Origin of the sequence: Streptomyces sp. NPDC093064, from assembly GCF_044754605.1 — a bacterium.
GTDB lineage: Bacteria > Actinomycetota > Actinomycetes > Streptomycetales > Streptomycetaceae > Streptomyces.
The window spans coordinates 215,934-236,343 of the sequence record NZ_JBIVPK010000005.1; the positions used below are offsets into that span (position 1 = coordinate 215,934).

The 20,410-nt window shown below is 72.3% G+C and carries 17 protein-coding genes; 10 read left to right on the forward strand and 7 right to left on the reverse strand.

The features are described 5' to 3' along the window. Positions 1–609: 609 nt before the first annotated feature. The gene (locus tag ACIQFZ_RS09090; protein WP_402690919.1) at positions 610–1,527 is read right to left on the reverse strand and encodes an aminoglycoside phosphotransferase family protein; all 918 of its coding nucleotides are present in this window, start codon (positions 1,525–1,527) and stop codon (positions 610–612) included. Positions 1,528–1,756: 229 nt separating this feature from the next. Here ACIQFZ_RS09090 and ACIQFZ_RS09095 point away from each other — a divergent pair, with 229 nt between their 5' ends. Beyond that, positions 1,757–2,122, forward strand: a complete 366-nt coding sequence (locus ACIQFZ_RS09095) for a cupin domain-containing protein (RefSeq protein WP_365433328.1) — start codon at positions 1,757–1,759, stop codon at positions 2,120–2,122. 33 nt (positions 2,123–2,155) lie between these two features. Here ACIQFZ_RS09095 and ACIQFZ_RS09100 read toward each other — a convergent pair whose 3' ends face one another. From ACIQFZ_RS09100 to rhaI, 6 genes are all read right to left on the reverse strand, one after another. Beyond that, on the reverse strand, positions 2,156–2,836 hold the full coding sequence (locus tag ACIQFZ_RS09100) for a lactate utilization protein C (RefSeq protein WP_376652752.1): 681 nt from the start codon (positions 2,834–2,836) through the stop codon (positions 2,156–2,158). Next, complete coding sequence (locus ACIQFZ_RS09105; RefSeq protein ID WP_365433322.1) at positions 2,833–4,335, reverse strand: LutB/LldF family L-lactate oxidation iron-sulfur protein; 1,503 nt, start codon at positions 4,333–4,335, stop codon at positions 2,833–2,835. The genes ACIQFZ_RS09100 and ACIQFZ_RS09105 overlap by 4 nt, the downstream gene beginning before the upstream one ends. Beyond that, complete coding sequence (locus ACIQFZ_RS09110; RefSeq protein WP_402690920.1) at positions 4,332–5,087, reverse strand: (Fe-S)-binding protein; 756 nt, start codon at positions 5,085–5,087, stop codon at positions 4,332–4,334. Before ACIQFZ_RS09110 ends, ACIQFZ_RS09105 begins: the two co-directional genes overlap by 4 nt. A gap of 155 nt (positions 5,088–5,242) precedes the next feature. Beyond that, positions 5,243–6,697, reverse strand: a complete 1,455-nt coding sequence (locus tag ACIQFZ_RS09115) for a rhamnulokinase family protein (protein WP_402690921.1) — start codon at positions 6,695–6,697, stop codon at positions 5,243–5,245. After that, positions 6,694–8,733: a bifunctional aldolase/short-chain dehydrogenase gene (locus ACIQFZ_RS09120; protein ID WP_402690922.1), complete on the reverse strand. Its 2,040-nt coding sequence runs from the start codon at positions 8,731–8,733 to the stop codon at positions 6,694–6,696. The genes ACIQFZ_RS09115 and ACIQFZ_RS09120 overlap by 4 nt, the downstream gene beginning before the upstream one ends. 59 nt (positions 8,734–8,792) lie before the next feature. Next, positions 8,793–9,953, reverse strand: a complete 1,161-nt coding sequence (gene rhaI, locus ACIQFZ_RS09125) for an L-rhamnose isomerase (RefSeq protein WP_376652749.1) — start codon at positions 9,951–9,953, stop codon at positions 8,793–8,795. A gap of 290 nt (positions 9,954–10,243) precedes the next feature. Here rhaI and ACIQFZ_RS09130 point away from each other — a divergent pair, with 290 nt between their 5' ends. The 9 genes from ACIQFZ_RS09130 to ACIQFZ_RS09170 all read left to right on the forward strand — a co-directional run bounded on the left by ACIQFZ_RS09130 (position 10,244) and on the right by ACIQFZ_RS09170 (position 20,355). Next, the gene (locus ACIQFZ_RS09130; RefSeq protein ID WP_402690923.1) at positions 10,244–11,758 is read left to right on the forward strand and encodes a sugar ABC transporter ATP-binding protein; all 1,515 of its coding nucleotides are present in this window, start codon (positions 10,244–10,246) and stop codon (positions 11,756–11,758) included. After that, on the forward strand, positions 11,755–12,795 hold the full coding sequence (locus tag ACIQFZ_RS09135; RefSeq protein WP_365775410.1) for an ABC transporter permease: 1,041 nt from the start codon (positions 11,755–11,757) through the stop codon (positions 12,793–12,795). Before ACIQFZ_RS09130 ends, ACIQFZ_RS09135 begins: the two co-directional genes overlap by 4 nt. Beyond that, positions 12,788–13,801: an ABC transporter permease gene (locus tag ACIQFZ_RS09140; protein ID WP_402690924.1), complete on the forward strand. Its 1,014-nt coding sequence runs from the start codon at positions 12,788–12,790 to the stop codon at positions 13,799–13,801. The genes ACIQFZ_RS09135 and ACIQFZ_RS09140 overlap by 8 nt, the downstream gene beginning before the upstream one ends. Positions 13,802–13,843: 42 nt before the next feature. Continuing rightward, on the forward strand, positions 13,844–14,929 hold the full coding sequence (gene rhaS / locus ACIQFZ_RS09145) for a rhamnose ABC transporter substrate-binding protein (protein ID WP_365775412.1): 1,086 nt from the start codon (positions 13,844–13,846) through the stop codon (positions 14,927–14,929). A gap of 185 nt (positions 14,930–15,114) precedes the next feature. Continuing rightward, complete coding sequence (locus ACIQFZ_RS09150; protein ID WP_365422831.1) at positions 15,115–16,155, forward strand: LacI family DNA-binding transcriptional regulator; 1,041 nt, start codon at positions 15,115–15,117, stop codon at positions 16,153–16,155. Positions 16,156–16,263: 108 nt separating this feature from the next. Further along, positions 16,264–17,565 (forward strand): alpha/beta fold hydrolase, encoded by a 1,302-nt coding sequence (locus tag ACIQFZ_RS09155; RefSeq protein ID WP_365422828.1) that lies wholly within the window; start codon positions 16,264–16,266, stop codon positions 17,563–17,565. A gap of 99 nt (positions 17,566–17,664) precedes the next feature. Further along, the gene (sigJ, locus tag ACIQFZ_RS09160) at positions 17,665–18,561 is read left to right on the forward strand and encodes an RNA polymerase sigma factor SigJ (protein ID WP_365422825.1); all 897 of its coding nucleotides are present in this window, start codon (positions 17,665–17,667) and stop codon (positions 18,559–18,561) included. Positions 18,562–18,621: 60 nt separating this feature from the next. Further along, a complete protein-coding gene (locus ACIQFZ_RS09165; protein ID WP_383059139.1) occupies positions 18,622–19,461 on the forward strand; it encodes an alpha/beta fold hydrolase in 840 nt (279 codons plus the stop codon). 45 nt (positions 19,462–19,506) lie between these two features. Then, complete coding sequence (locus ACIQFZ_RS09170; protein WP_365422819.1) at positions 19,507–20,355, forward strand: pentapeptide repeat-containing protein; 849 nt, start codon at positions 19,507–19,509, stop codon at positions 20,353–20,355. Positions 20,356–20,410 lie beyond the last annotated feature (55 nt).

A 20,410-nucleotide genomic window follows, 5' to 3' on the forward strand; every position in this document is an offset into this window, starting at 1 on the left:
CGGCGCCGCTCGCGCTGCCCCCTGCCGGTCTGTCCGGCGTCGCTCACGCAGCGGTCACCGTGGCCGTCCGTTGGCCTGTCTCGGGCTGCTCGTGGAGCTGTTACTGCGGCTTCCTGCTGGTCTGTCCGGCGCGGCTCGTGGAGCTGTCACTGCGTTCGTCCGCTGGCCCGTCTGGCGTTGCTCGCGCAGCCGTCACCGCTGCCGCCTGCTGGCCTGCTCGCGCTGACGCCTGCCGGTCTGTCCGGCGTCGCTCGCGCAGCCGTCACCGCTGCCGCCTGCTGGCCTGCTCGCGCTGACGCCTGCCGGTCTGTCCGGCGTCGCTCGCGCAGCCGTCACCGCGGCCGTCCCCCTGGCCTGTCCGTCGCGGTTCGTGGGGTTCACTGTGGCCGTCTGCGGGCCTTTCCGGCTCGGCTCGTGAGGCTGTCACTGCGGCCGTCTGTTGGTCTGTCCGGCTCGGCTCGTGGGGCTCATCGCGACGGCCTGCTCATCTGTCCAGCTCCGTTCGTGCAGCTGTCCCTGTCCGGCGTCGCTCGCGCAGCCGCCTGCTGGCCTGCTCGGCGCTGCTCGTGCTGCCGCCTACTGGTCTGCCCGGCTCGGCTCGTGCAGCCGTCACCGCGACCGTCCGCCCGCCTGCGTCGTGCCGTGGTCGTGGAGGATCTCGGTGATGACGTGGCGGGCGACGCGGGCCATGAACGGGTTGGTGTCGCGGTAGTGGGACAGTTCCATGAGCGCGACCGACAGGGCCCAGCCGCGGCCCCGTGCCCAGGTCGCGTCGTCCACGTTCAGGGCGGTGCGGAAGAGCGGCCGTGCGGTGTCCGGCACCACGTACCACGCCGCAAGGAGATCGACGGCGGGATCGCCAAGACCGAGGCAGCCGAAGTCGATCACCGCGCACAGCCGGTCCCGGGCCAGCAGCATGTTCCCGGGTTGCAGATCGGCGTGGATCCACACCGGCGGCCCGTCCGGATCCGGTGCCCGCAGCGCCTCGTCCCAGGCGGCCTCGGCCGCGTCCGAGTCGACGGCGCTGCGCACCGCGGCGATGGCCGCGCGGGTCTCGGCGTCCCGCGCGGCCAGGGGTTCACCGCGGTAGGAGGGCGGCCCGTCCGCGGGATCGATCCGGTGCAGCGCGGTGACGAACCGCGCCAGGTCCGTCGCCAGCCGGAGCGGCTCGGCGACGGCGCCGACCGCCGGGACCTCCCCGTCGATCCACCGGTAGACGGACCAGGGCCAAGGGCAGCCCTCGTCCGGCGCCCCCATGCCCAGCGGTACGGGCACCGCGAGCGGCAGCGACGGCGCGAGCCGGGGAAGCCAGGTGTGCTCCTTCTCGACGTCCTCGGCGGCTCCGGCGGTGCGGGGCAGCCGTACGACCATGTCGCCGCCGAGCCGGTACATGACGTTGGAGGTGCCGGCGGAGCCGATCCGCCGGACGGGAAGCCTCGCCCACCGCGGGAACTGAGCGGCGATCAGCCGCAACACAAGCGAGTCGTCGAAGTCCGGCTGGTCCGGGAGCGGGCTGTCGGCATACATGGGCAGCCATCGAACGAGGTCCCCCGTGGTCCGGTCAACTGGTTTTGCCCGGCGGCCCGGAACCCGTCCGGGCGCCGTGCCCGCCCGCGGGAGCCGATTGGCGAGGTCCCCTGGGCGGGGAGACGATGAGAGCGCGGGGCTCGGCCCCCGCCGGTACCGTGCGCGTCGGCGCGGAGACGGAGACCGGCCCCGGCCGCAGGGATCAACGGCCGGAAGGGAGATCACCGTCATGCTGGAAGTGAAGACGGTCGAGAAGCCGGACGAGCGGCGCGACTTCCCACGGGGCCATCTCGAAGCCGTCCATCTCATGGGACTCGACTTCGCCGTGACCACCTTCGAACCGGGCTGGCGCTGGTCCGAGTCGGTAGGCCCCATCGCCGGGACGCGCAGTTGCCTGGTCCACCACAACAGCTATGTCGTACAGGGCCGTATGCACCTGGCCATGGACGACGGCGGCGAGGCCGAGGTGGGACCGGGTGACGTCTTCGTCTGCTCGCCCGGACACGACGCCTGGGTCGTGGGCGACGAGCAGGTCGTGCTGTACGACTTCGCGGGCCCCATGGCACAGCGGTACGCGAAGCCGGGCGGGGTGTAGGCGGCGGGGCGGACAGGACACCGCCCGACGAGGTCACTCCCCGCTCACCAGCACCACCTCCAGGGTGCGCGGCCCGTGCACGCCCTCCACCCGGTCCAGTTCGATGTCACTGGTGGCGGAGGGGCCGGAGATCCAGGTCAGCGGCCGGGTCGGGTCGAGGCGTTCCAGTGCCTGCGGCACGGAGGACACGACCTGGCCCGGAACGCGCACCACGCAGATGTGGTGGTCGGGGACGAGTGTGATCCGGCGCCGGCCCTGGTCGGGGGAGCCGTCCAGGACGAGGGTGCCGGTCTCGGCGACGGCGACCGCGCAGCCGGTGACGACGCTGTCGACCCGGTCGAGTTCGTGCGGGGTGCTGTCCGGCCGGTCCGCGACCAGGGTGATCTCGATGGCGGTCAGCCAGCCCTGCTCCAGGCCGGGCGGCACCAGGACGGTGTTCGAGCCCCGTTCGCCGAGCAGGTGGGCGATCAGCCGGGGCAGCCCCTCCGCGTCGCAGCGGTGCACGATCGCCCGGTAGTCGGTCAGGTGCTCGGCGAGCAGGTCCACCGTCTCCTCGGTGCTCCGGTCGCCGTGCTGCCGCAGATAGTCGCGGGAGACCGCCTGCTCGTACCGGGGGTGCCTGCCGGGCCGTTCCGGTGCTGGTGGGGGAGTGTCGTCCGATGGCACGTCCGCCAGGGCGCGCCGTACCCGGCCCAGGATCCGGTCCCTGCTCACTTCGCGTCCTTTCCGCCGGGTTCGCCGTGCGTGCGCTGCCACCAGTCGCGGAACGGCTCCGCCGGCACCGGCGGCAGATCGCGGGTGCCGCTCCAGGCCCGGCCGGGGCCGGGCAGCGTGCGGGGGTGGAAGCGGCGGGTCCGGGAGGCGAGCCGCTGTCCGCCGCGCAGCGCGCCGGGACGGGTCAGGGCCCAGCGGGCCGCGCGCATGGCCGCGCGCTCGGCGGCGTGCCCCTTGGCCGGCTTGAGGAGCACCTTGTTGCCCGCGCGCGTCGCCGGGCCTCCCTCGACGACGCGTTCGCGCAGGTGGACCAGCACCTCGGGGATGTCGATGGCCACCGGGCACACCTCGTAGCAGGCGCCGCACAGTGAGGAAGCGTACGGCAGGGAGGCGTCGATCTCGCTTGCCGTGCCGCGCAGTTGGGGGCTGAGGATGGCGCCGATCGGGCCGGGGTAGACCGAGCCGTAGGCGTGCCCGCCGGCCCGCTCGTAGACCGGGCAGACGTTCAGGCAGGCCGAGCAGCGGATGCAGCGCAGGGCCTGGCGGCCGACCTCGTCGGCGAGGGTGTCGGTGCGGCCGTTGTCCAGCAGCACCAGGTGGAAGGTCTCGGGCCCGTCGCCGTCGGTGGTGCCGGTCCACATGGACGTGTACGGGTTCATCCGCTCGGCCGTCGAGGAGCGGGGGAGTGTCTGGAGGAAGACTTCCAGGTCGCGCCAGGTGGGCACGATCTTCTCGATGCCGACGACCGAGATCAGCGTCTCGGGCAGGGTCAGGCACATCCGCCCGTTCCCCTCGGACTCCACCACCACCAGCGTGCCGGTCTCGGCGACGACGAAGTTGGCGCCGGAGATGCCGACCTTGGCGCGCAGGAACTTCTCCCGCAGGTGCAGCCGCGCGGCCTCGGCGAGTTCGGCGGGCGTGTCGGTGAGGCCCTCGGGGGCCGGGCGGCCCCACCGGCTCATCTCGGAGCGGAAGATGTCCCGGATCTCGCCGCGGTTGCGGTGGATCGCGGGCACGAGGATGTGCGAGGGCCGGTCGTGGCCCAACTGCACGATCAGCTCGGCGAGATCGGTCTCGTAGGCCCGGATGCCCTCGGCCTCGAGGGCCTCGTTGAGGCCGATCTCCTGCGTGGCCATCGACTTGACCTTGACGACCTCGCTCTCGCCCGTGGCCTTGACCAGTCCGGCCACGATCCGGTTGGCCTCGTCGGCGTCGGCGGCCCAGTGGACGGTGCCGCCCGCGGCGGTGACCGCCTCCTCCACCCGCACCAGATACCAGTCCAGATGACGCAGGGTGTGGTCCTTGATCTGCCGTCCCGCCTCACGCAGCGCCGCCCAGTCCGGCATCTCCGCCACGGCCGCGGCCCGCTTGGCGCGGATGGTGTGGGTGGCGTGGCGCAGATTGCCGCGCAGGGTGGTGTCGCGCACGGCGTCGTGCGCGGCCCGGGGGAAGGCGGGGAACGCCGAGGAGCCGGGCATTCCCACGAACGTCGCGCTCATGCCGCGGCCTCCTCCTCCGTGCCGGCCAGGATCTCCGCGATGTGCACCGGCCGCATGCGCGTCCCGAGGCGGGCCATCGTGCCGCCGATGTGCATCAGGCACGAGTTGTCGCCCGTGCACAGCACCTCCGCGCCCGTCGACTCGGCGTTGCGCACCTTGTCGGCGCCCATCGCCGCCGAGACGTCGGGGTTCTTCACTGCGAAGGTGCCGCCGAAGCCGCAGCACTCCTCGGCCCCGGGCAGCTCCACCAGCTCCAGCCCCTTCACCGCACGCAGCAGCCGCAACGGCCGGTCCCCCAGGCCCAGGCTCCGCAGCCCGTGGCAGGTCGGGTGATAGGTCACCGTGTGCGGGTAGTACGCGCCCACGTCCGTCACCCCCAGCACGTCCACCAGGAACTCCGTCAGTTCGTACGTCCTGGGCACCACCGGGGCCAGGGTGGTCGCGAGCCCGCCCCCGCGCCCCTCGGCCCGTGCCCGCGCGCCCATGCGCGGATACAGCTCCCGCACCATCGCACCGCAGGAACCGGACGGGGTCACGATCGCCTCGTAGTCCCGGAAGACATCGGAGAATCGCCGGGCCAGCGGCTCGGCCTCGTGCCGGTACCCGGTGTTGTAGTGCGCCTGTCCGCAGCATGTCTGGGCCATCGGGAAGTCCACGTCCACGCCCAGCCTGGTCAGGAGTTTCACCACCGCGCGCCCGGTGTCCGGATAGAGCGTGTCGTTGACGCAGGTCAGGAACAGAGCGACACGCATCGCGGCTCCTTGAGGTCGGTCATCGGACGAGTGATGGGGGCACCTCCCACACGCGTTCAGCGTAGTGGGGGAGTAGTCAGGCGACGGGCCCGACGGGAGACTCCGGTTTCCGGCGTGGCGAGGACCGCGGGCTCCCGGCCTGGCGAAGCAGCGGCTCACGGGGTGACGGCGGCGAGCCGGGCCTCGGCCGCGCGCCAGGCCGCCCCGTCGCCGCGCGGCTCGTACCGCACGAGCGGCTGCGTCCGGGCGAGCAGGGCCCGCATGTCGGCCCGGTCGCCGACGAGCCCGTGCGCCCGGGCCTGCACCAGGACGTTGCCGAGGGCCGCCGCCTCGGCCGGCCCGGCGACCACGGGCAGCCCGCAGGCGTCGGCGGTCAGCCGGCACAGCAGGGCGTTGCGGGCGCCACCGCCCACGATGTGCACGACGTCGACGTGGCGGTCGGCCAGCCGCTGCGCCTCGGCGACCGCCCGGCGGTGGGCGAGGGCGAGGGAGTCGAGGATGCAGCGGGTGGTCTCGGCGGGCGAGCCGGGCACCGGCTGACCGGAGGTCCGGCAGGCCGCCGCGATCCGCTCCGGCATCCGGCCCGGCGCGAGGAAGGCGGGGGCGCCCGCGTCCACGACCGACCGGAGCGCGGGCACCTCGGCAGCCTCCCGCAGCAGCTCGCCCAGGTCCGGGTCGCCCCAGGCCCGTACGCACTCCTGGAGCAGCCACAGTCCCATGATGTTGCGCAGGTAGCGGACCGTGCCGTCGAGCCCCAGCTCGTTGGTGAAGTTGGCGGCGCGGCTGTCCTCGGTGAGCACCGGCGCGTCCAGCTCCAGGCCGGCCAGCGACCAGGTGCCCGTGCAGATGTACGCGAACCGTTCCCCGCCGGCGGGCACGGCGGCCACCGCGGACGCCGTGTCGTGCGAGGCGACGGCCGTCACCGGCACCGGCGCGCGCAGCCCGGTCTCCCGCAGCACCTCTGGCCGCAGCACACCCGCCGGATCCCCGGGCCGGCGCAGCGGCGCGAACAGGTCCAGGTCGATGTCCAGCCGGGCCGCGACCTCGTACGACCAGTCGTGCGTGCGCGGGTCGACGAGCTGGGTGGTCGAGGCGTTGGTGAGCTCGGTGCCCTGCTCGCCCGTGAGCCAGTACGTCAGCAGGTCGGGGAGCAGCAGCAGACGCCGCGCGGTGGCGAGTTGGGGGGAGGAGCGGGCCGCCGTCAGCTGGCACAGGGTGTTGAAGGGCGCGTCCTGGATGCCGGTCGCCGCGTACAGCTCGGCGGCCGGCATCGTCGCCCAGATCTTCCGCGCCACGCCCTCGGTGCGCGTGTCGCGGTAATGGACGGGATTGCCGAGCAGGGCGCCGTCCGCGTCGAGCAGGCCGTAGTCCACGGCCCAGCCGTCGATGCCGATGGAATCCACCCGGCCCGCCGCCCGCAGCCCGTCCAGCACCCCGGCGTACAGGGTGAGCACGTCCCAGCGCAGCCCCTCGGGAAGCCGCACCGGCCGGTTGGGGAAGCGGTGCGCCTCGGTCAGCTCCAACCGGTCGCGGCCGACCCGGCCGACCATGACCCGGCCGCTGGACGCGCCGAGGTCGACGGCTGCGTACGCCCTCACGTCCGGGCTCATCGCAGGAAGGCGGCCGCGACGCCGGCGTCGACCGGGACGTGCAGCCCTGTGGTGTGGGTCAGTTCCCCGCCGGTCAGCGCGAAGACGGCGTTCGCCACGTGCTCGGGCAGCACCTCCCGCTTGAGCAGCGTCCGTTGGGCGTAGAACTCGCCGAGCTTCTCCTCCGGCACTCCGTACACGGCGGCCCGCTGCGCGCCCCAGCCACCCGCGAAGATTCCGGAGCCGCGTACGACCCCGTCCGGGTTGACCCCGTTGACCCGGATCCCGTGTTCACCCAACTCGGCTGCCAGCAGCCGCACTTGATGAGCCTGGTCGGCCTTGGTGGCCGAGTAGGCGATGTTCTTGGGACCGGCGAACACGGCGTTCTTGGAAGCGATGTAGACGATGTCACCGCCCAGACCCTGCGCGATCATCACCCGCGCCGCTTCCCGCGAGACCAGGAACGACCCGCGCGCCATGATGCCGTGCTGGAGGTCCCAGTCCTCGGCCGAGGTCTCCAGCAACGGCTTGGAGATCGAGATGCCGGCGTTGTTGACGACCAGGTCCACCCCGCCGAACGCGAGCAGCGCCGCCTGGAAGGCACCCGCGATCTGCTCCTCGTCCGTCACGTCCACCGTCACGGCGACCGCCTTGTCGGGCCCGCCCAGCTCCTCGGCGACGACGGCGGCGTTGTGAGCGTTCAGATCGGCGACCACGACGCACGCGCCTTCGTCGACGAGCCGCCGCGCGATCGCCCTGCCGATGCCGCTGCCCGCGCCGGTGACGAGCGCGACGCGTGCCGCGAGGGGCTTCGGCGCGGGCATCCGCCGGAGCTTGGCCTCCTCCAGCGCCCAGTACTCGATACGGAACTTCTCCGACTCCTGGATCGGCGCGTACGCCGACACGGCCTCCGCGCCCCGCATGACGTTGACGGCGTTGACGTAGAACTCGCCGGCCACCCGGGCCGTCTGCTTGTCCTTGCCGAAGGAGAACATGCCGACGCCCGGCACGAGCACGATCGCCGGGTCCGCGCCGCGCATCGCGGGGGAGTCGGGCAGCGCGTGCCTCTGGTAGTAGGCGGCGTACTCCGCGCGGTACCCGGCATGCAGCTCGTTCAGCCGGGCGATCGCCTGCTCCAGAGGAGCCGTCGGCGGCAGGTCGAGCACGAGCGGCCGGACCTTGGTCCGCAGGAAGTGGTCGGGGCAGGAGGTGCCGAGCGCGGCGAGCCGCGGATGCCCGGCACGGGAGAGGAAGTCGAGCACGACGTGCGCATCGCTGAAGTGCCCGACCTGCGCCCTGTCCTGGGAGGCGACAGCGCGCACGTACGGCGCCAGGGCGGCGGCCCGCTCCCGCCGCTCGCCCTCGGGCAGTGTCTCGTACCCCTCGACGACCGCCCCGAACGGATCGGGCTTCCCGCGTTCGGCGAGGAAGTCCTCGGCGGTGCGGATGATGTGCAGCGAGTTGCGCTCGCACTCCTCGGAGTCCGCGCCCCACGCGGTGATCCCGTGCCCGCCGAGCACACAGCCGATCGCCCGCGGATTGGCTTTTCTGACCGCCGCGATGTCCAGCCCCAGCTGGAACCCGGGCCGCCGCCACGGCACCCACACCACACGGTCCCCGAAGCACTCGGCGGTCAGCTTCTCCCCGTCGGCGGCACAGGCGAGCGCGATACCGGAGTCGGGGTGCAGATGGTCCACGTGCGGGGCGCCGACCAGCCCGTGCATGGCGGTGTCGATGGAGGGCGCCGCCCCTCCCTTGCCGTGCAGGCAGTAGTCGAACGCGGCGACCATCTCGTCCTCGCGCTCGACACCCGGGTAGACGTCCTTCAGCGCCCGCAGCCGGTCAAGACGCAGTACGGCGAGTCCACCCTCGGTGAGTGTCCCGAGGTCGCCCCCGGACCCCTTCACCCACATCAGCTCGACGTCACCGCCGGTGACGGGATCGGTGCCGGTGCCCTTCGCAGACGCGTTGCCGCCCGCGTAGTTGGTGTTCCGGGGATCGGCGCCGAGCCGATGGGACCGGGAGAGAAGAGCGTCGGCCTCGGGGTGAAGTGACATAGGGGCTCCATTCAGGAGAGGGGAGGACAAGAAGGGGCGCGGGCTGCGTCGGTGGAGAACTACGCCCCCCACCCGGCCTGCCGGCCCCCCACCCGATCGGCGACGATCTTCTCCGCCCACCCCGACCGGCGATACGCCGCAAGAGGCTCGGGGTCCAGCCCCATCTCCTCCCGCACCTCACGCAGCAGCGGACGCACGTCCGTGTTGTACGCGTCCATCAGCACGGCGTTGGCCTCGAGCACGTCCCCGGAGCCCTGTGCGGCGGACAACGCGCTCCGGTCCACCAGCAAAGCCTTGGCCGTCGCCTCCTGAACGTTCATCACCGACCGGATGATCGCCGGGATCTTCGCCTCGACGTTGTGGCACTGGTCGAGCATGAACGCGACCTCGGACGTGAACCCGCCCCCGCGCACCACCTCGTACATGATCCGGAACAGCTGGAAGGGATCGGCCGCGCCCGCCATCAGATCGTCGTCGGCGTAGAACCGGGAGTTGAAGTCGAACCCGCCGAGCCTTTCCTCCCGCAGCAGGGTGGCGACGATGAACTCGATGTTCGTGCCCGGGGCGTGGTGCCCGGTGTCCACCACGACCCGCGCCTTCGGTCCCAGCCTCAGGCAGTGCGCGTACGCCGTTCCCCAGTCCGGGACGTCCGTGCTGTAGAAGGCCGGCTCGAAGAGCTTGTACTCCAGCAGCATCCGCTGCCCCTCGCCGAGCCGCTCGTACACCTCGGCCAGCCCCTGAGCCAGCCGGTCCTGCCGTCCCCGCACGTCGTCCTGGCCGGGGTAGTTCGTGCCGTCGGCGAACCAGAGCTTCAGATCGCTCGATCCGGTGGCGTCCATGATGTCGACGCACTCCAGCAGGTGGTCGACCGCCTTGCGCCGCACCGCCGCGTCCGGATGGCAGATACTGCCGAGCTTGTAGTCGTCGTCCTGGAAGGTGTTGGAGTTGATCGCGCCCAGCGTCAGGCCTCGGTCCTCGGCATGCCGGGCGAGCGCCGCGTAGTCGTCGACCCTGTCCCACGGGATGTGCAGGGCGACGGCCGGCGCCACGCCGGTGACGGCGTGCACCTGGGACGCGTCGTCCACCTTCTCCCACGGCGTACGCGGCACGCCCGCCTGCGCGAACACCTTGAAGCGGGTCCCCGAGTTCCCGTACGCCCACGACGGCGTCTCGACGGCCTGGGTCTTGAGGGCGGCCTTCACCGCGGCGAGCTCGGTCACTGCAGGGCTCCTGTGACGTCGGGTCGAAAGTCTGCTGACAGGCCTTGGCGGGTATCTGAACAGCCTCTCGTGAAACGATTCAGGAGTGGAAGCTATGAGTCGCCGACAAGGGTGTCAAGCCTTCCGGTGCGGGCAGCCCTCCGTAATCCCTTTGTGACCCTCGGTCCCGCGATGTTTTCGATCCGCACCCATTGACGTGCCATCGGCTCCTTGCCTAACGTCCCGGCAACCAAGTTGAAACCTTTCACGGCGTGGGGCGGCCCTTCCGTCGGCGTCGTCGAGGAGCCCCCATGACTCACCCGTCCGACACGGGTCCGGCCCCGGTGCTGGCGCTCAGGGACATCTCGAAGTCCTTCGGTGCGGTGCGTGCCCTCAGGAACGTGTCCCTGGAACTGCTTCCGGGAGAGGTGCACGCCCTCGCCGGGGAGAACGGCGCGGGCAAGTCGACCCTCATCAAGACCCTTGCCGGGGTGCACCGGCCCGACGGCGGCCAGGTGCTGCTCGACGGCGAGCCCGTCGTCTTCCACGGCCCCGGCGACGCCCGCGACGCCGGCATCGCCGTGATCTACCAGGAACCCACGCTCTTCCCCGACCTGTCGATCGCCGAGAACATCTTCATGAGCCGCAGGCCCCGGCGGGCCCTGGGCCGTATCGACCACAAGGCCACCCACGCGGCCACCCGCGCCCTGATGGGGCGCCTCGGCGTCGACCTCGACCCCGACCGTCCCGCACGCGGACTGTCCATCGCCGACCAGCAGATCGTCGAGATCGCCAAGGCGCTCTCCTTCGACGCCCGCGTCCTGATCATGGACGAGCCGACCGCGGCCCTGACCGGCAGCGAGGTCGCCCGCCTCTTCAACGTCGTACGCGCCCTGCGCGACCAGGGCGCCGCGGTGCTGTTCATCTCGCACCGCCTGGAGGAGATCTTCGAGATCTGCCGGCGGGTGACGACCCTGCGCGACGGCGCCTGGATCGCCACCGATCCGCTGGACGGCATGACCGAGGACGACCTCGTGCGGCGCATGGTCGGCCGCGACCTCGACGAGCTCTACCCCAAGCAGGACGTGGCACCGGGTGACGTCGCGCTCAGCGTGCGCCGGCTGACCCGCGAGGGCGTCTTCACCGATGTCTCCTTCGACGTGCGCCGCGGCGAGATCGTGGGCCTCGCCGGGCTGGTCGGCGCCGGGCGCACGGAGGTCGCCCGCGCCGTCTTCGGCATCGACCGCTGGGACGCCGGCGAGGTCGAGGTCGACGGACGCCGGCTCACCAAGGGCGCCCCGTCCACTGCGATGGCCGCCGGGCTCGCCCTGGTCCCCGAGGACCGGCGCGCCCAGGGCTTGGTGATGAACATGTCCATCGAGCGCAACATCGGCCTCACCGGGCTCCGTACGACCGTGAGGGCCGGCCTGATGGACCGCGGCGCGGAACGCAGCCGCTCCCTGGACTGGGCCGTCAAACTCCGGGTCAAGTACGCCCGGATCGCCGACACCGTCTCCACGCTCTCCGGCGGCAACCAGCAGAAGGTCGTCCTCGCCAAGTGGCTCGCCACCGGCCCCAAGATGCTCATCGTCGACGAGCCGACCCGCGGCATCGACGTGGGCACCAAGGCCGAGGTGCACCGGCTGCTCAGCCAACTGGCCGCCGACGGGGTTGCCGTCCTGATGATCTCCTCCGACCTGCCCGAGATCCTCGGCATGGCCGACCGTGTGCTCGTGATGCACGAGGGCCGGCTGACCGCCGAGATCCCCCGCTCCGACGCCACCGAGGAAACCGTGATGGCCGCAGCCACGGGGAGGGCCGCGTGACCGCGACCGCCCCCAAGCCCGCCTCCGCCGCCGGGGCGCACCGATCGAGTGGCACCCGGTTGGTCGACCGCGTCTTCAAGATGCGCGAACTCGCCATCCTGGTCGTCTTCCTGGCGCTGATCGCCGTCGCCCAGGCGGGCAACAGCGAATTCCTGTCCGAGCAGGGCGTCAAGGACCTGCTGCTGAACGCGACCATCCTGGTGCTGGTCGCCACCGGCCAGTCCCTGGTCGTCATCACCCGTAACGTCGACCTGTCGGTCGGCTCCACGCTCGGCATCAGCGCCTTCGCCGCCGGTACCTGCCTGCAGGGCGGCGGCGACCCCGTGGTGGCCGTGATCCTGGCGGTGCTCCTCGGTACCGGCTTCGGCCTGCTGAACGGGCTCCTCGTCAGCCTCGGCCAGGTGCCCGCGCTCGTCGTCACCCTCGGCACGCTCTACATCATCCGCGGCATCGACTCCGTCTGGGTCGGCTCCCGCCAGATCACCGCGGCCGATCTGCCCGGCGGGTTCGTCGACTTCGGCTCCGGCGGGATCGGGACGGTGCCGTACCTGGCGCTGATCGCCCTCGCGGTCCTGGTGGCGACGGCGTACTACCTCAAGCACTACGGCAGCGGCCGCGAACTGTACGCGCTCGGCTCCAACCCGGAGGCCGCCCGGCTCGCCGGCATCCCGGTGCGCAAGCGCGTCCTGGCCGCCTACACCTTCTGCGGCGGCCTCGCCGGTCTGGCCGGGGCGATGTACCTGGCCCGGTTCGGCAACGTCGACTCCGGCACCGGCAGCGGATACGAACTCACCGTCGTCAGCGCGGTCGTGGTCGGCGGCGTGGTCTTCACCGGCGGCTCCGGCAGCGTGTACGGCGCGGCCCTCGGCGCCCTGCTGCTGACCTCCGTCAACAGCGTGCTGCCCGCCCTCGGCGTCAGCTCCGTCTGGGTGCTGGCGATCAACGGCCTGCTGCTCCTGCTCGCCATCGCGGTCGACCGCGTCGTCGCGCTGCGCGTGGCGTCGGCCCTGAAGAAGAGGAACGCCCGCCATGGCTGACTTCGACCTCTCCCGTGCCGTGCGCTGGGACACCGTCGTCGGTGCCCTGCTCGTCGTGGTCCTGCTGTTCTCCTTCGGCTTCGTCGACGGCTTCGGCAACGCCCTCAACCTGTCGTTCCTGATCGGCAACACCCTGCCGATCGCGCTGATCGCCCTGCCGATGACCCTCCTCGTGGTCTCCGGTGAGATCGACCTGTCGGTGGCCTCCACCGCCGGTCTGTCCGGCGCGGTGATGGGCGCCCTGTGGAACCAGGGCATGGCGATCGAGACGATCATCCCGCTGTGCCTGCTGCTCGGCGCGTTGTGCGGCCTGGTCAACGGCCTGCTGGTGACCAGACTCGGACTGCCGTCCCTCGCGGTGACCATCGGCACCCTCGCCGCCTACCGGGGCATCGCGCAGATCGTGCTCGGTTCCGACGCGGTGACCGACTTCCCCACCCCGTACCTGGACTTCGCGGCCGGACGCGTCGGGAACACCTTCCTGCCGCAGGCATTCCTGCCCTTCCTGCTCCTGCTGGCGATCGCCGTGGTCACCCTGCACGCCACGCCCTTCGGACGGTCGCTGTTCGCGATCGGCGCCAGTGAGGAGGCGGCCCGATTCGCCGGCATCCGGGTCAAGCGCGACAAGCTGATCCTGTTCGTCGCCACCGGCCTCATGTCCGCCCTGACCGGCGCCTTCTGGGCCCTGCACTACGCCAGTGCCCGCTACGACAACGCCACCGGGCTGGAACTCTCCGTCGTCGCGGCGGTGCTGCTCGGCGGCATCGACTTCGACGGCGGGAAGGGCACGCTCGGCGGCGCCGTCGCCGGGGTCTTCCTGCTGGGCGCGTCGCAGAACGTGATGAGCCTGCTGAACGTCTCCGCCCAGTCGCAGATCGTCGTCACCGGAGCCCTGCTCGTCGTCTCCGTCCTCGGCCCGAGGGTCGCACGCCAGGTCTCCGTCGCCAGGCGCCGGCGCCGGGCCTCCCCGGCGCCCGAGTCCAAAGTGCCCGCCCCGACTTCGTAGACCGCTCCGCCCACCTCGCCACCTTCGTAAAGGACGTTCACCATGCGCAAGCCGACGATCCGCCGCACCTGCGCGGCCCTCGCCGCCGCGACCTCCCTCGCCCTGGCCGCCACCGCCTGCGGCGGCACCACCAAGAACGACGTCGGCAAGGACGGCGGCGCGGCCGCCTCCCCGGCCGGCAAGGCCGACCCGAACGCCCCGACCAAGAAGGGCCTGACCGTCGGCTTCCTGCCCAAGCAGGTCAACAACCCCTACTTCACCTCCGCCGACAACGGCGGCAGGAAGGCCCTGGAGGAACTGGGCGAGAAGTACAAGGAGGTGGGACCGTCCAGCGCCACCGACACCTCCGGCCAGGTCTCCTACGTCAACACCCTCACCCAGCAGCAGGTCGACGCGATGGCCGTGTCCGCGCAGGACCCGGGCGCCCTGTGCACCGCGCTGAAGCAGGCCATGAAGAACGGCATCAAGGTCGTCACCTACGACTCCGACACCAAGCCCGACTGCCGCAACGCCTTCGTCTCGCAGGCGTCCGCCGAGGACCTCGGCCGCACCGAGGTGCAACTGCTCGCGGAGCAGATCGGCTACAAGGGCGAGATCGCGATCCTGTCCGCCGCGCAGACGGCGACGAACCAGAACACCTGGATCGACTACATGAAGCAGGAGCTGACGGACCCCAAGTACAAGGATGTCAAGCTGGTCAAGATCGCCTACGGCAACGACGACGCGCAGGCGTCCTTCCAGCAGACCCAGGGTCTGCTCCAGCAGTACCCGAACCTGAAGGGGATCATCTCCCCGACCACCGTCGGCATCAAGGCCGCCGCCCAGTACCTGTCCGGCTCCAAGTACAAGGGCAAGGTCAGGCTGACCGGCCTCGGCACCCCCAACGACATGCGCAAGTACGTCAAGAACGGCACCGTCGAGGCCTTCGAGCTGTGGGACCCGGCCAAGCTCGGCGAACTGGCCGCGTACACCGCGGTCGCCCTCTCCTCCGGGCAGATCACCGGCAAGGAGGGCGAGACCTTCAAGGCCGGCGCCATGGGGCCGTACACGATCGGCAAGGACGGCCTGATCAACCTCGGCAAGCCGACCGTCTTCGACGCGAAGAACATCGACGAGTTCGACTTCTAGTGCCTACCGCGGCACCAGCCACCGGGCGGCACCGGCCCGGACGAGGAGACGAAGCCCCTCGGCGAGGTCTTCCACCTCGCCCGACCCGCATCCGACCCCCCTCTGACCCGCTCAGATGTGCGGTGCCATGACGGTAATGTGAAGGCCCGCCCGCCGCCCCTCGCATCCCTGGAGGTTTCCGCCCGATGGCCCCATCGGTGGGTATCAAGGACGTCGCACGCGCCGCCGGTGTCTCCGTGGGCACGGTCTCGAACGTCATCAACCGTCCGGAGACCGTCGCCACCGAGACCCGGGTCCGGGTGCAGTCCGCGATCGACCGGCTCGGCTACGTCCGCAGCGAGTCCGCGCGCCAACTGCGCGCGGGCCGCAGCCGGATCATGGGGCTGCTCGTCCTCGACATGGGCAACCCCTTCTTCGTGGACGTCGCCCGGGGCGCCGAGCGGGCAGCCCGCGCGGCCGGGCTCGGCGTGATGGTCTGCAACAGCGCGCAGAGCCCAGGGGAGGAGGCCGAGTACCTGTCCCTCTTCGCCGAACAGCGGGTGCGCGGCGTCCTGCTCACCCCGGCCGACGCCACCGGCCGCAACATCGCCGCCTTCCGCCGCCACGGCATCCCCTTCGTACTGGTCGACCGGGTCGCCGAGGGCGCCACCGAGTGCTCGGTCTCCATGGACGACGTGGCGGGCGGGGCGCTCGCGGTACGGCACCTGGTGGACGCGGGGCACCGCTCGCTCGCGTACGTCAGCGGCCCGCCCGGCCTGAACCAGGTCCGCGACCGCCGTACCGGCGCCCTGAACGCGCTCGCCGAGGCCGGTCTCGGCCCCGACGCGCTGCGCGAGTTGCCCACCGAGAGTCTGGACGTGGCCGCCGGACGGGACGCGGGCGCCCGCCTCCTCGGCCTCGCCGACCGGCCCACGGCCGTCTTCTGCGCCAACGACCTGCTCGCCCTCGGTGTGCTGCAGGCCATGTACGCGGCCGGGGTCCGCGTCCCCGACGACCTCGCCATCGTCGGCTACGACGACATCGAGTTCGCCGCCGCCGCGGCCGTGCCGCTCACTTCGGTCCGCCAGCCCGCGGTCACCATGGGCGCCCTGGCGGCGGAGCTGCTGCTGGAGGAGACCGAGGCGCCGGGGGCGCGGGCGGCGCACGAGCACCGGCGGGTGGTGCTCCAGCCGGAGCTGGTGGTGCGCAGCTCCAGCCTGCCCGGGCGCCCACCGGCCACCCAGTGACGCGTCCACCGCGCATGCCGTACGAATTCCTGATCCCCGTGGTCAGGCGGCGGACGAACATGTGCTGAACTGGGACGCGGCCGTAAACCCTCCGTCCCGGGAGAACCCTTGACCGTCAGCTACCGCCACCCCGGCGTCGTCCTCACCGACCGCACGTTCACCGTGCCGCTCGACCACGACGACCCGGCCGGGGAGACGATCGAGCTCTACGCACGTGAGGCCGTCGCACGGGACAAGGCCGACAGGGACCTCCCGTGGCTGGTCTACCTCCAGGGCGGTCCCGGCTTCGGGGCGAACCGTTTCATCGGACGGCAGGCCTGGTTCGGCCGGGCCCTGGAGGACTACCGGGTCCTGCTCCTCGACCAGCGCGGCACCGGCCACTCCACGCCCGCAAACCGCCAGACCCTGCCGCTGCGCGGCGGCGCCGCCGAACAGGCCGACTACCTCACGCACTTCCGCGCCGACTCGATCGTCCGCGACTGCGAGGCGATCCGTCCCGAGGTGACCGGCGGCGCGCCCTGGACCGTCCTCGGGCAGAGCTTCGGCGGCTTCTGCACCGTGAACTACCTGTCCACGCACCCCGAGGGCATGGCCGCCGCCCTGATCACCGGCGGCCTGCCTTCGCTCGACGCCCACGCCGACGACGTCTACCGGGCCGCCTACCCGCGCATCGAGCGCAAGGTCGCCGCCCACTACGCCCGCTACCCGCAGGACGTCGACCGCGCCCGCCGCATCGCCGACCACCTGCTCACCCACGACGTGGTGCTCCCGAACGGCTACCGGCTGACCGTCGAGGCCTTCCAGTCGCTCGGCATCATGCTCGGCGGCGGCGACGGCAGCCACCGCCTCCACTTCCTCCTGGAGCACGCCTTCGTCCGCACCCCGAACGGCCCGGAACTGTCCGACGCCTTCCAGGAAGAGGTCCAGGGCCTGCTGTCGTACGCCGGCCACCCGCTGTACGCCCTCGTCCACGAGGCGATCTACGGCCAGGGCACCCGCCCCACCGCCTGGTCGGCCGAGCGGGTCCGCGCGGAGTTCCCGCAGTTCGACGCCGCCAAGGCCCTCGCCGGGGACGGGCCGGTGCTGTTCACCGGTGAGACCGTGCACCCCTGGATGTTCGACTGCGACCCGGCGCTGCGCCCGCTGCGCGAGACCGCCGACCTGCTCGCCGCCCGCACCGACTGGCAGCCCCTGTACGACCCCGCCCGCCTGGCCGCCAACGAGGTACCGGTCGCCGCGGCCGTCTACCACGACGACATGTACGTCGACACCGCCCACGCCCTCGGCACCGCCCGCGCGATCCGCGGCCTGCGCACCTGGGTCACCGACGAGTTCGAGCACGACGGCGTCCGGGCCGGCGGGCCCCGCGTCCTGGACCGGCTGCTCGGGCTCGTCCGCGGCGACGTGTGACGCAGGTGGCACCGGCCGGTCCGCCTCCGCGACACCGAGGCCTAGGATGCTCGGTGCTCGGGACGTACGGGGGAACGGGGTGGGAAGGACATGTCCGGCATGGCTGACGAGGAAGTCCTGGCACGGAGCTTCGAGGAGCACCGCGGGCAACTGCGGTCGGTGGCCTACCGCATGCTCGGCTCGGTGCCCGAGGCCGAGGACGCCGTCCAGGAGACCTGGCTGAAGCTCATCCGCACGGACACCGGCGCCATCCGGAACCTCGGCGCCTGGCTCACCACGGTGACCGGCCGGGTCTGCCTCGACCTGCTGCGTGCGCGCAACGCCCGCCGCGAGGAGCCGATCGACGACACCTTCGTGCCGGACCCCGTGATCCGGCCCCTGACACCGACCGACCCGGAGCAGGAGGCGGTCCGGGCCGACTCGGTGGGGCTCGCCCTGCTCGTCGTCCTGGAGACGCTTCAGCCCGACGAGCGGCTGGCGTTCGTGCTCCACGACCTGTTCGCGGTGCCCTTCGACGACATCGCGCCGATCGTGGAGCGCAGCGCCGCCGCGACCCGGCAGCTCGTCAGCCGCGCCCGCCGCCGGGTGCAGGGCGCCACCCCGTCCGCCGAGGCCGACCTCGCGCGGCAGAAGCGGGTGCTCGACGCCTTCCTCGCCGCCTCGCGCGGCGGCGACTTCGAGGCGCTGGTGGCCGTCCTGCACCCGGACGTGGTGCTGCGGGTCGACTCCGGCGCGCTCGTCCGGGGCGCGGCCGCCTCCAAGGTGGTCCACGGGGCGAGGACGGTGGCCGCCCAGGCCCTCACCTTCGCGCAGTACGCCGGGACGGCCCGCCTGGTGCTGGTCAACGGCTCGGTCGGGGTGGCCAACGCTCCCGAGGGCGGGCCGCGTTCGGTCATGGGCGTCGTCGTCGCCGACGGCCGGATCACCCACCTCTACATCCTGGCCGACCCCGAACGGCTCGGACACCTGGACCTGGCCGCCGCACGGGAGGACTGAGCGGTCCCGGACCGGGAATTCGGTTGCCCGGCGGGCGACGGCCCTGACAGGGTCGTCGCCATGCCCGGCTATCGCGCGTACGACACGACGACGCTCGCCTACCGCGTCCTCGGAGAGGGCCCTTCGGTGATCTGCCTGCCCGGCGGACCCATGCGGGCCTCGGACTACCTCGGCGACCTCGGCGGACTGTCCGCGCACCGGCGGCTGGTGCTGCCGGATCTGCGGGGCACCGGAGGATCGGCGGTCCCGCGGGACCCCGCGAGCTACCGCTGCGACCGGCTCGTCGACGATGTCGAGGCGCTGCGCGAGCATCTGGGCGTGGAGCGCGTGGACGTGCTCGCACACTCCGCCGGCGCGAACCTGGCCGCGCTGTACGCGGCCCGCCACCCCGAACGCGTCGGCAGACTGGCGCTGATCACGCCGAGCGTCCTGGCCGTGGGCATCGAGGTCACCGGGGAGGTCCGGCACGAGACGGCGCGGCGGCGCGAGGACGAGCCGTGGTTCGCGGCTGCCTACGCGGCGCTGGAGGAGATCACGGCGGGCCGGGCGACGGACGCCCACTGGCAGGCGGTCGCCCCGCTCCGCCACGGCCGCTGGGACGCGGCGGCCCGGGCCCTCGACGCCGCCGACGCCGAGCAGAAGAACGGCGATGCCGCGGCCGCGTACGCCGCCGACGGCGCCTTCGATCCGGACGCCACCCGGGCGGCGCTCGCCCGGTTCACCTCCCCGGTGCTCGTGCTCGCCGGTGAGGTCGACCTGAACTCGCCCCCTGCCGCCATGGCCGAGTACGCCGGGCTCTTCCCGCACGCCGAACTGGTCGTCCAGCCCGGCGCGGGGCACTACCCGTGGCTCGACGACGCCGGCCGGTTCGTGGCGGCCACCGCCGCCTTCCTGCGGTGAACCGCTCGTTTGGGCCCCGCACCCGAGCTCAGTAGGTTGAACATCATGCAAGATCGGAAAGACCCTCCGCACGACCGGAGCGGACTGCGCGGCGACTGCGCGCGGTGCTTCGGGCTCTGCTGTGTCGCGCTGCCTTTCGCCGCCTCCGCGGACTTCGCCCTGGACAAGCCCGCGGGGAAGCCGTGCCCGAACCTCCGGGACGACCACCGGTGCGGCATCCACACGCGGCTCCGGCAGCGGGGTTTCACCGGGTGCACGGTCTACGACTGCTTCGGAGCGGGGCAGAAGGTCTCGCAGGTCGTCTTCGGCGGACGGGACTGGCGCACGGGGTCCGCGGAGGACACCCGGCGGATGTTCGAAGTGTTCCCGGTGGTGCGGCAACTGCACGAGCTGCTGTGGTACGTGACCGAGGCGCTCTCTCTGAGCGCCGCCCGCCCGGTGCACGGCGAGCTGCGCCGGGCGCTGGAGCGTACCGAGCACCTCACCCTCCTGCCGCCCGGGGAACTGGCCGCGCTGGACGTCGGCGCGCACCGCCAGGAGGTCAATGTCCTGCTGCTGCGCACCAGCGAGCTGGCGCGGGCCGGAGTACGGCGCGGGAAGGGCAGGCCGAAGGACCGGCGGGGCGCGGACCTGGCCGGGGCCCGGCTGAAGGGCGCGGACCTGCGCGGGGCCAGTCTGCGCGGCGCCCTCCTGATCGCCGCCGACCTCACCGGAGCCGATCTGCGGGACGCGGACCTGATAGGCGCCGACCTGCGGAACGCGAATCTGGCCGACGCCGATCTGACCGGCGCGATCTTCCTCACCCAGCCGCAGGTCGACGCGGCGCGGGGCAGCGCCGGCACCCGGCTGCCCGGATCGGTCTCCCGTCCCGCGCACTGGACGGCGCGGAGCTGACCCGCCGCCGTCCCGCACCGGCGCCCGGTCCGGCGGTATCGCGCCGGAGCGGGCG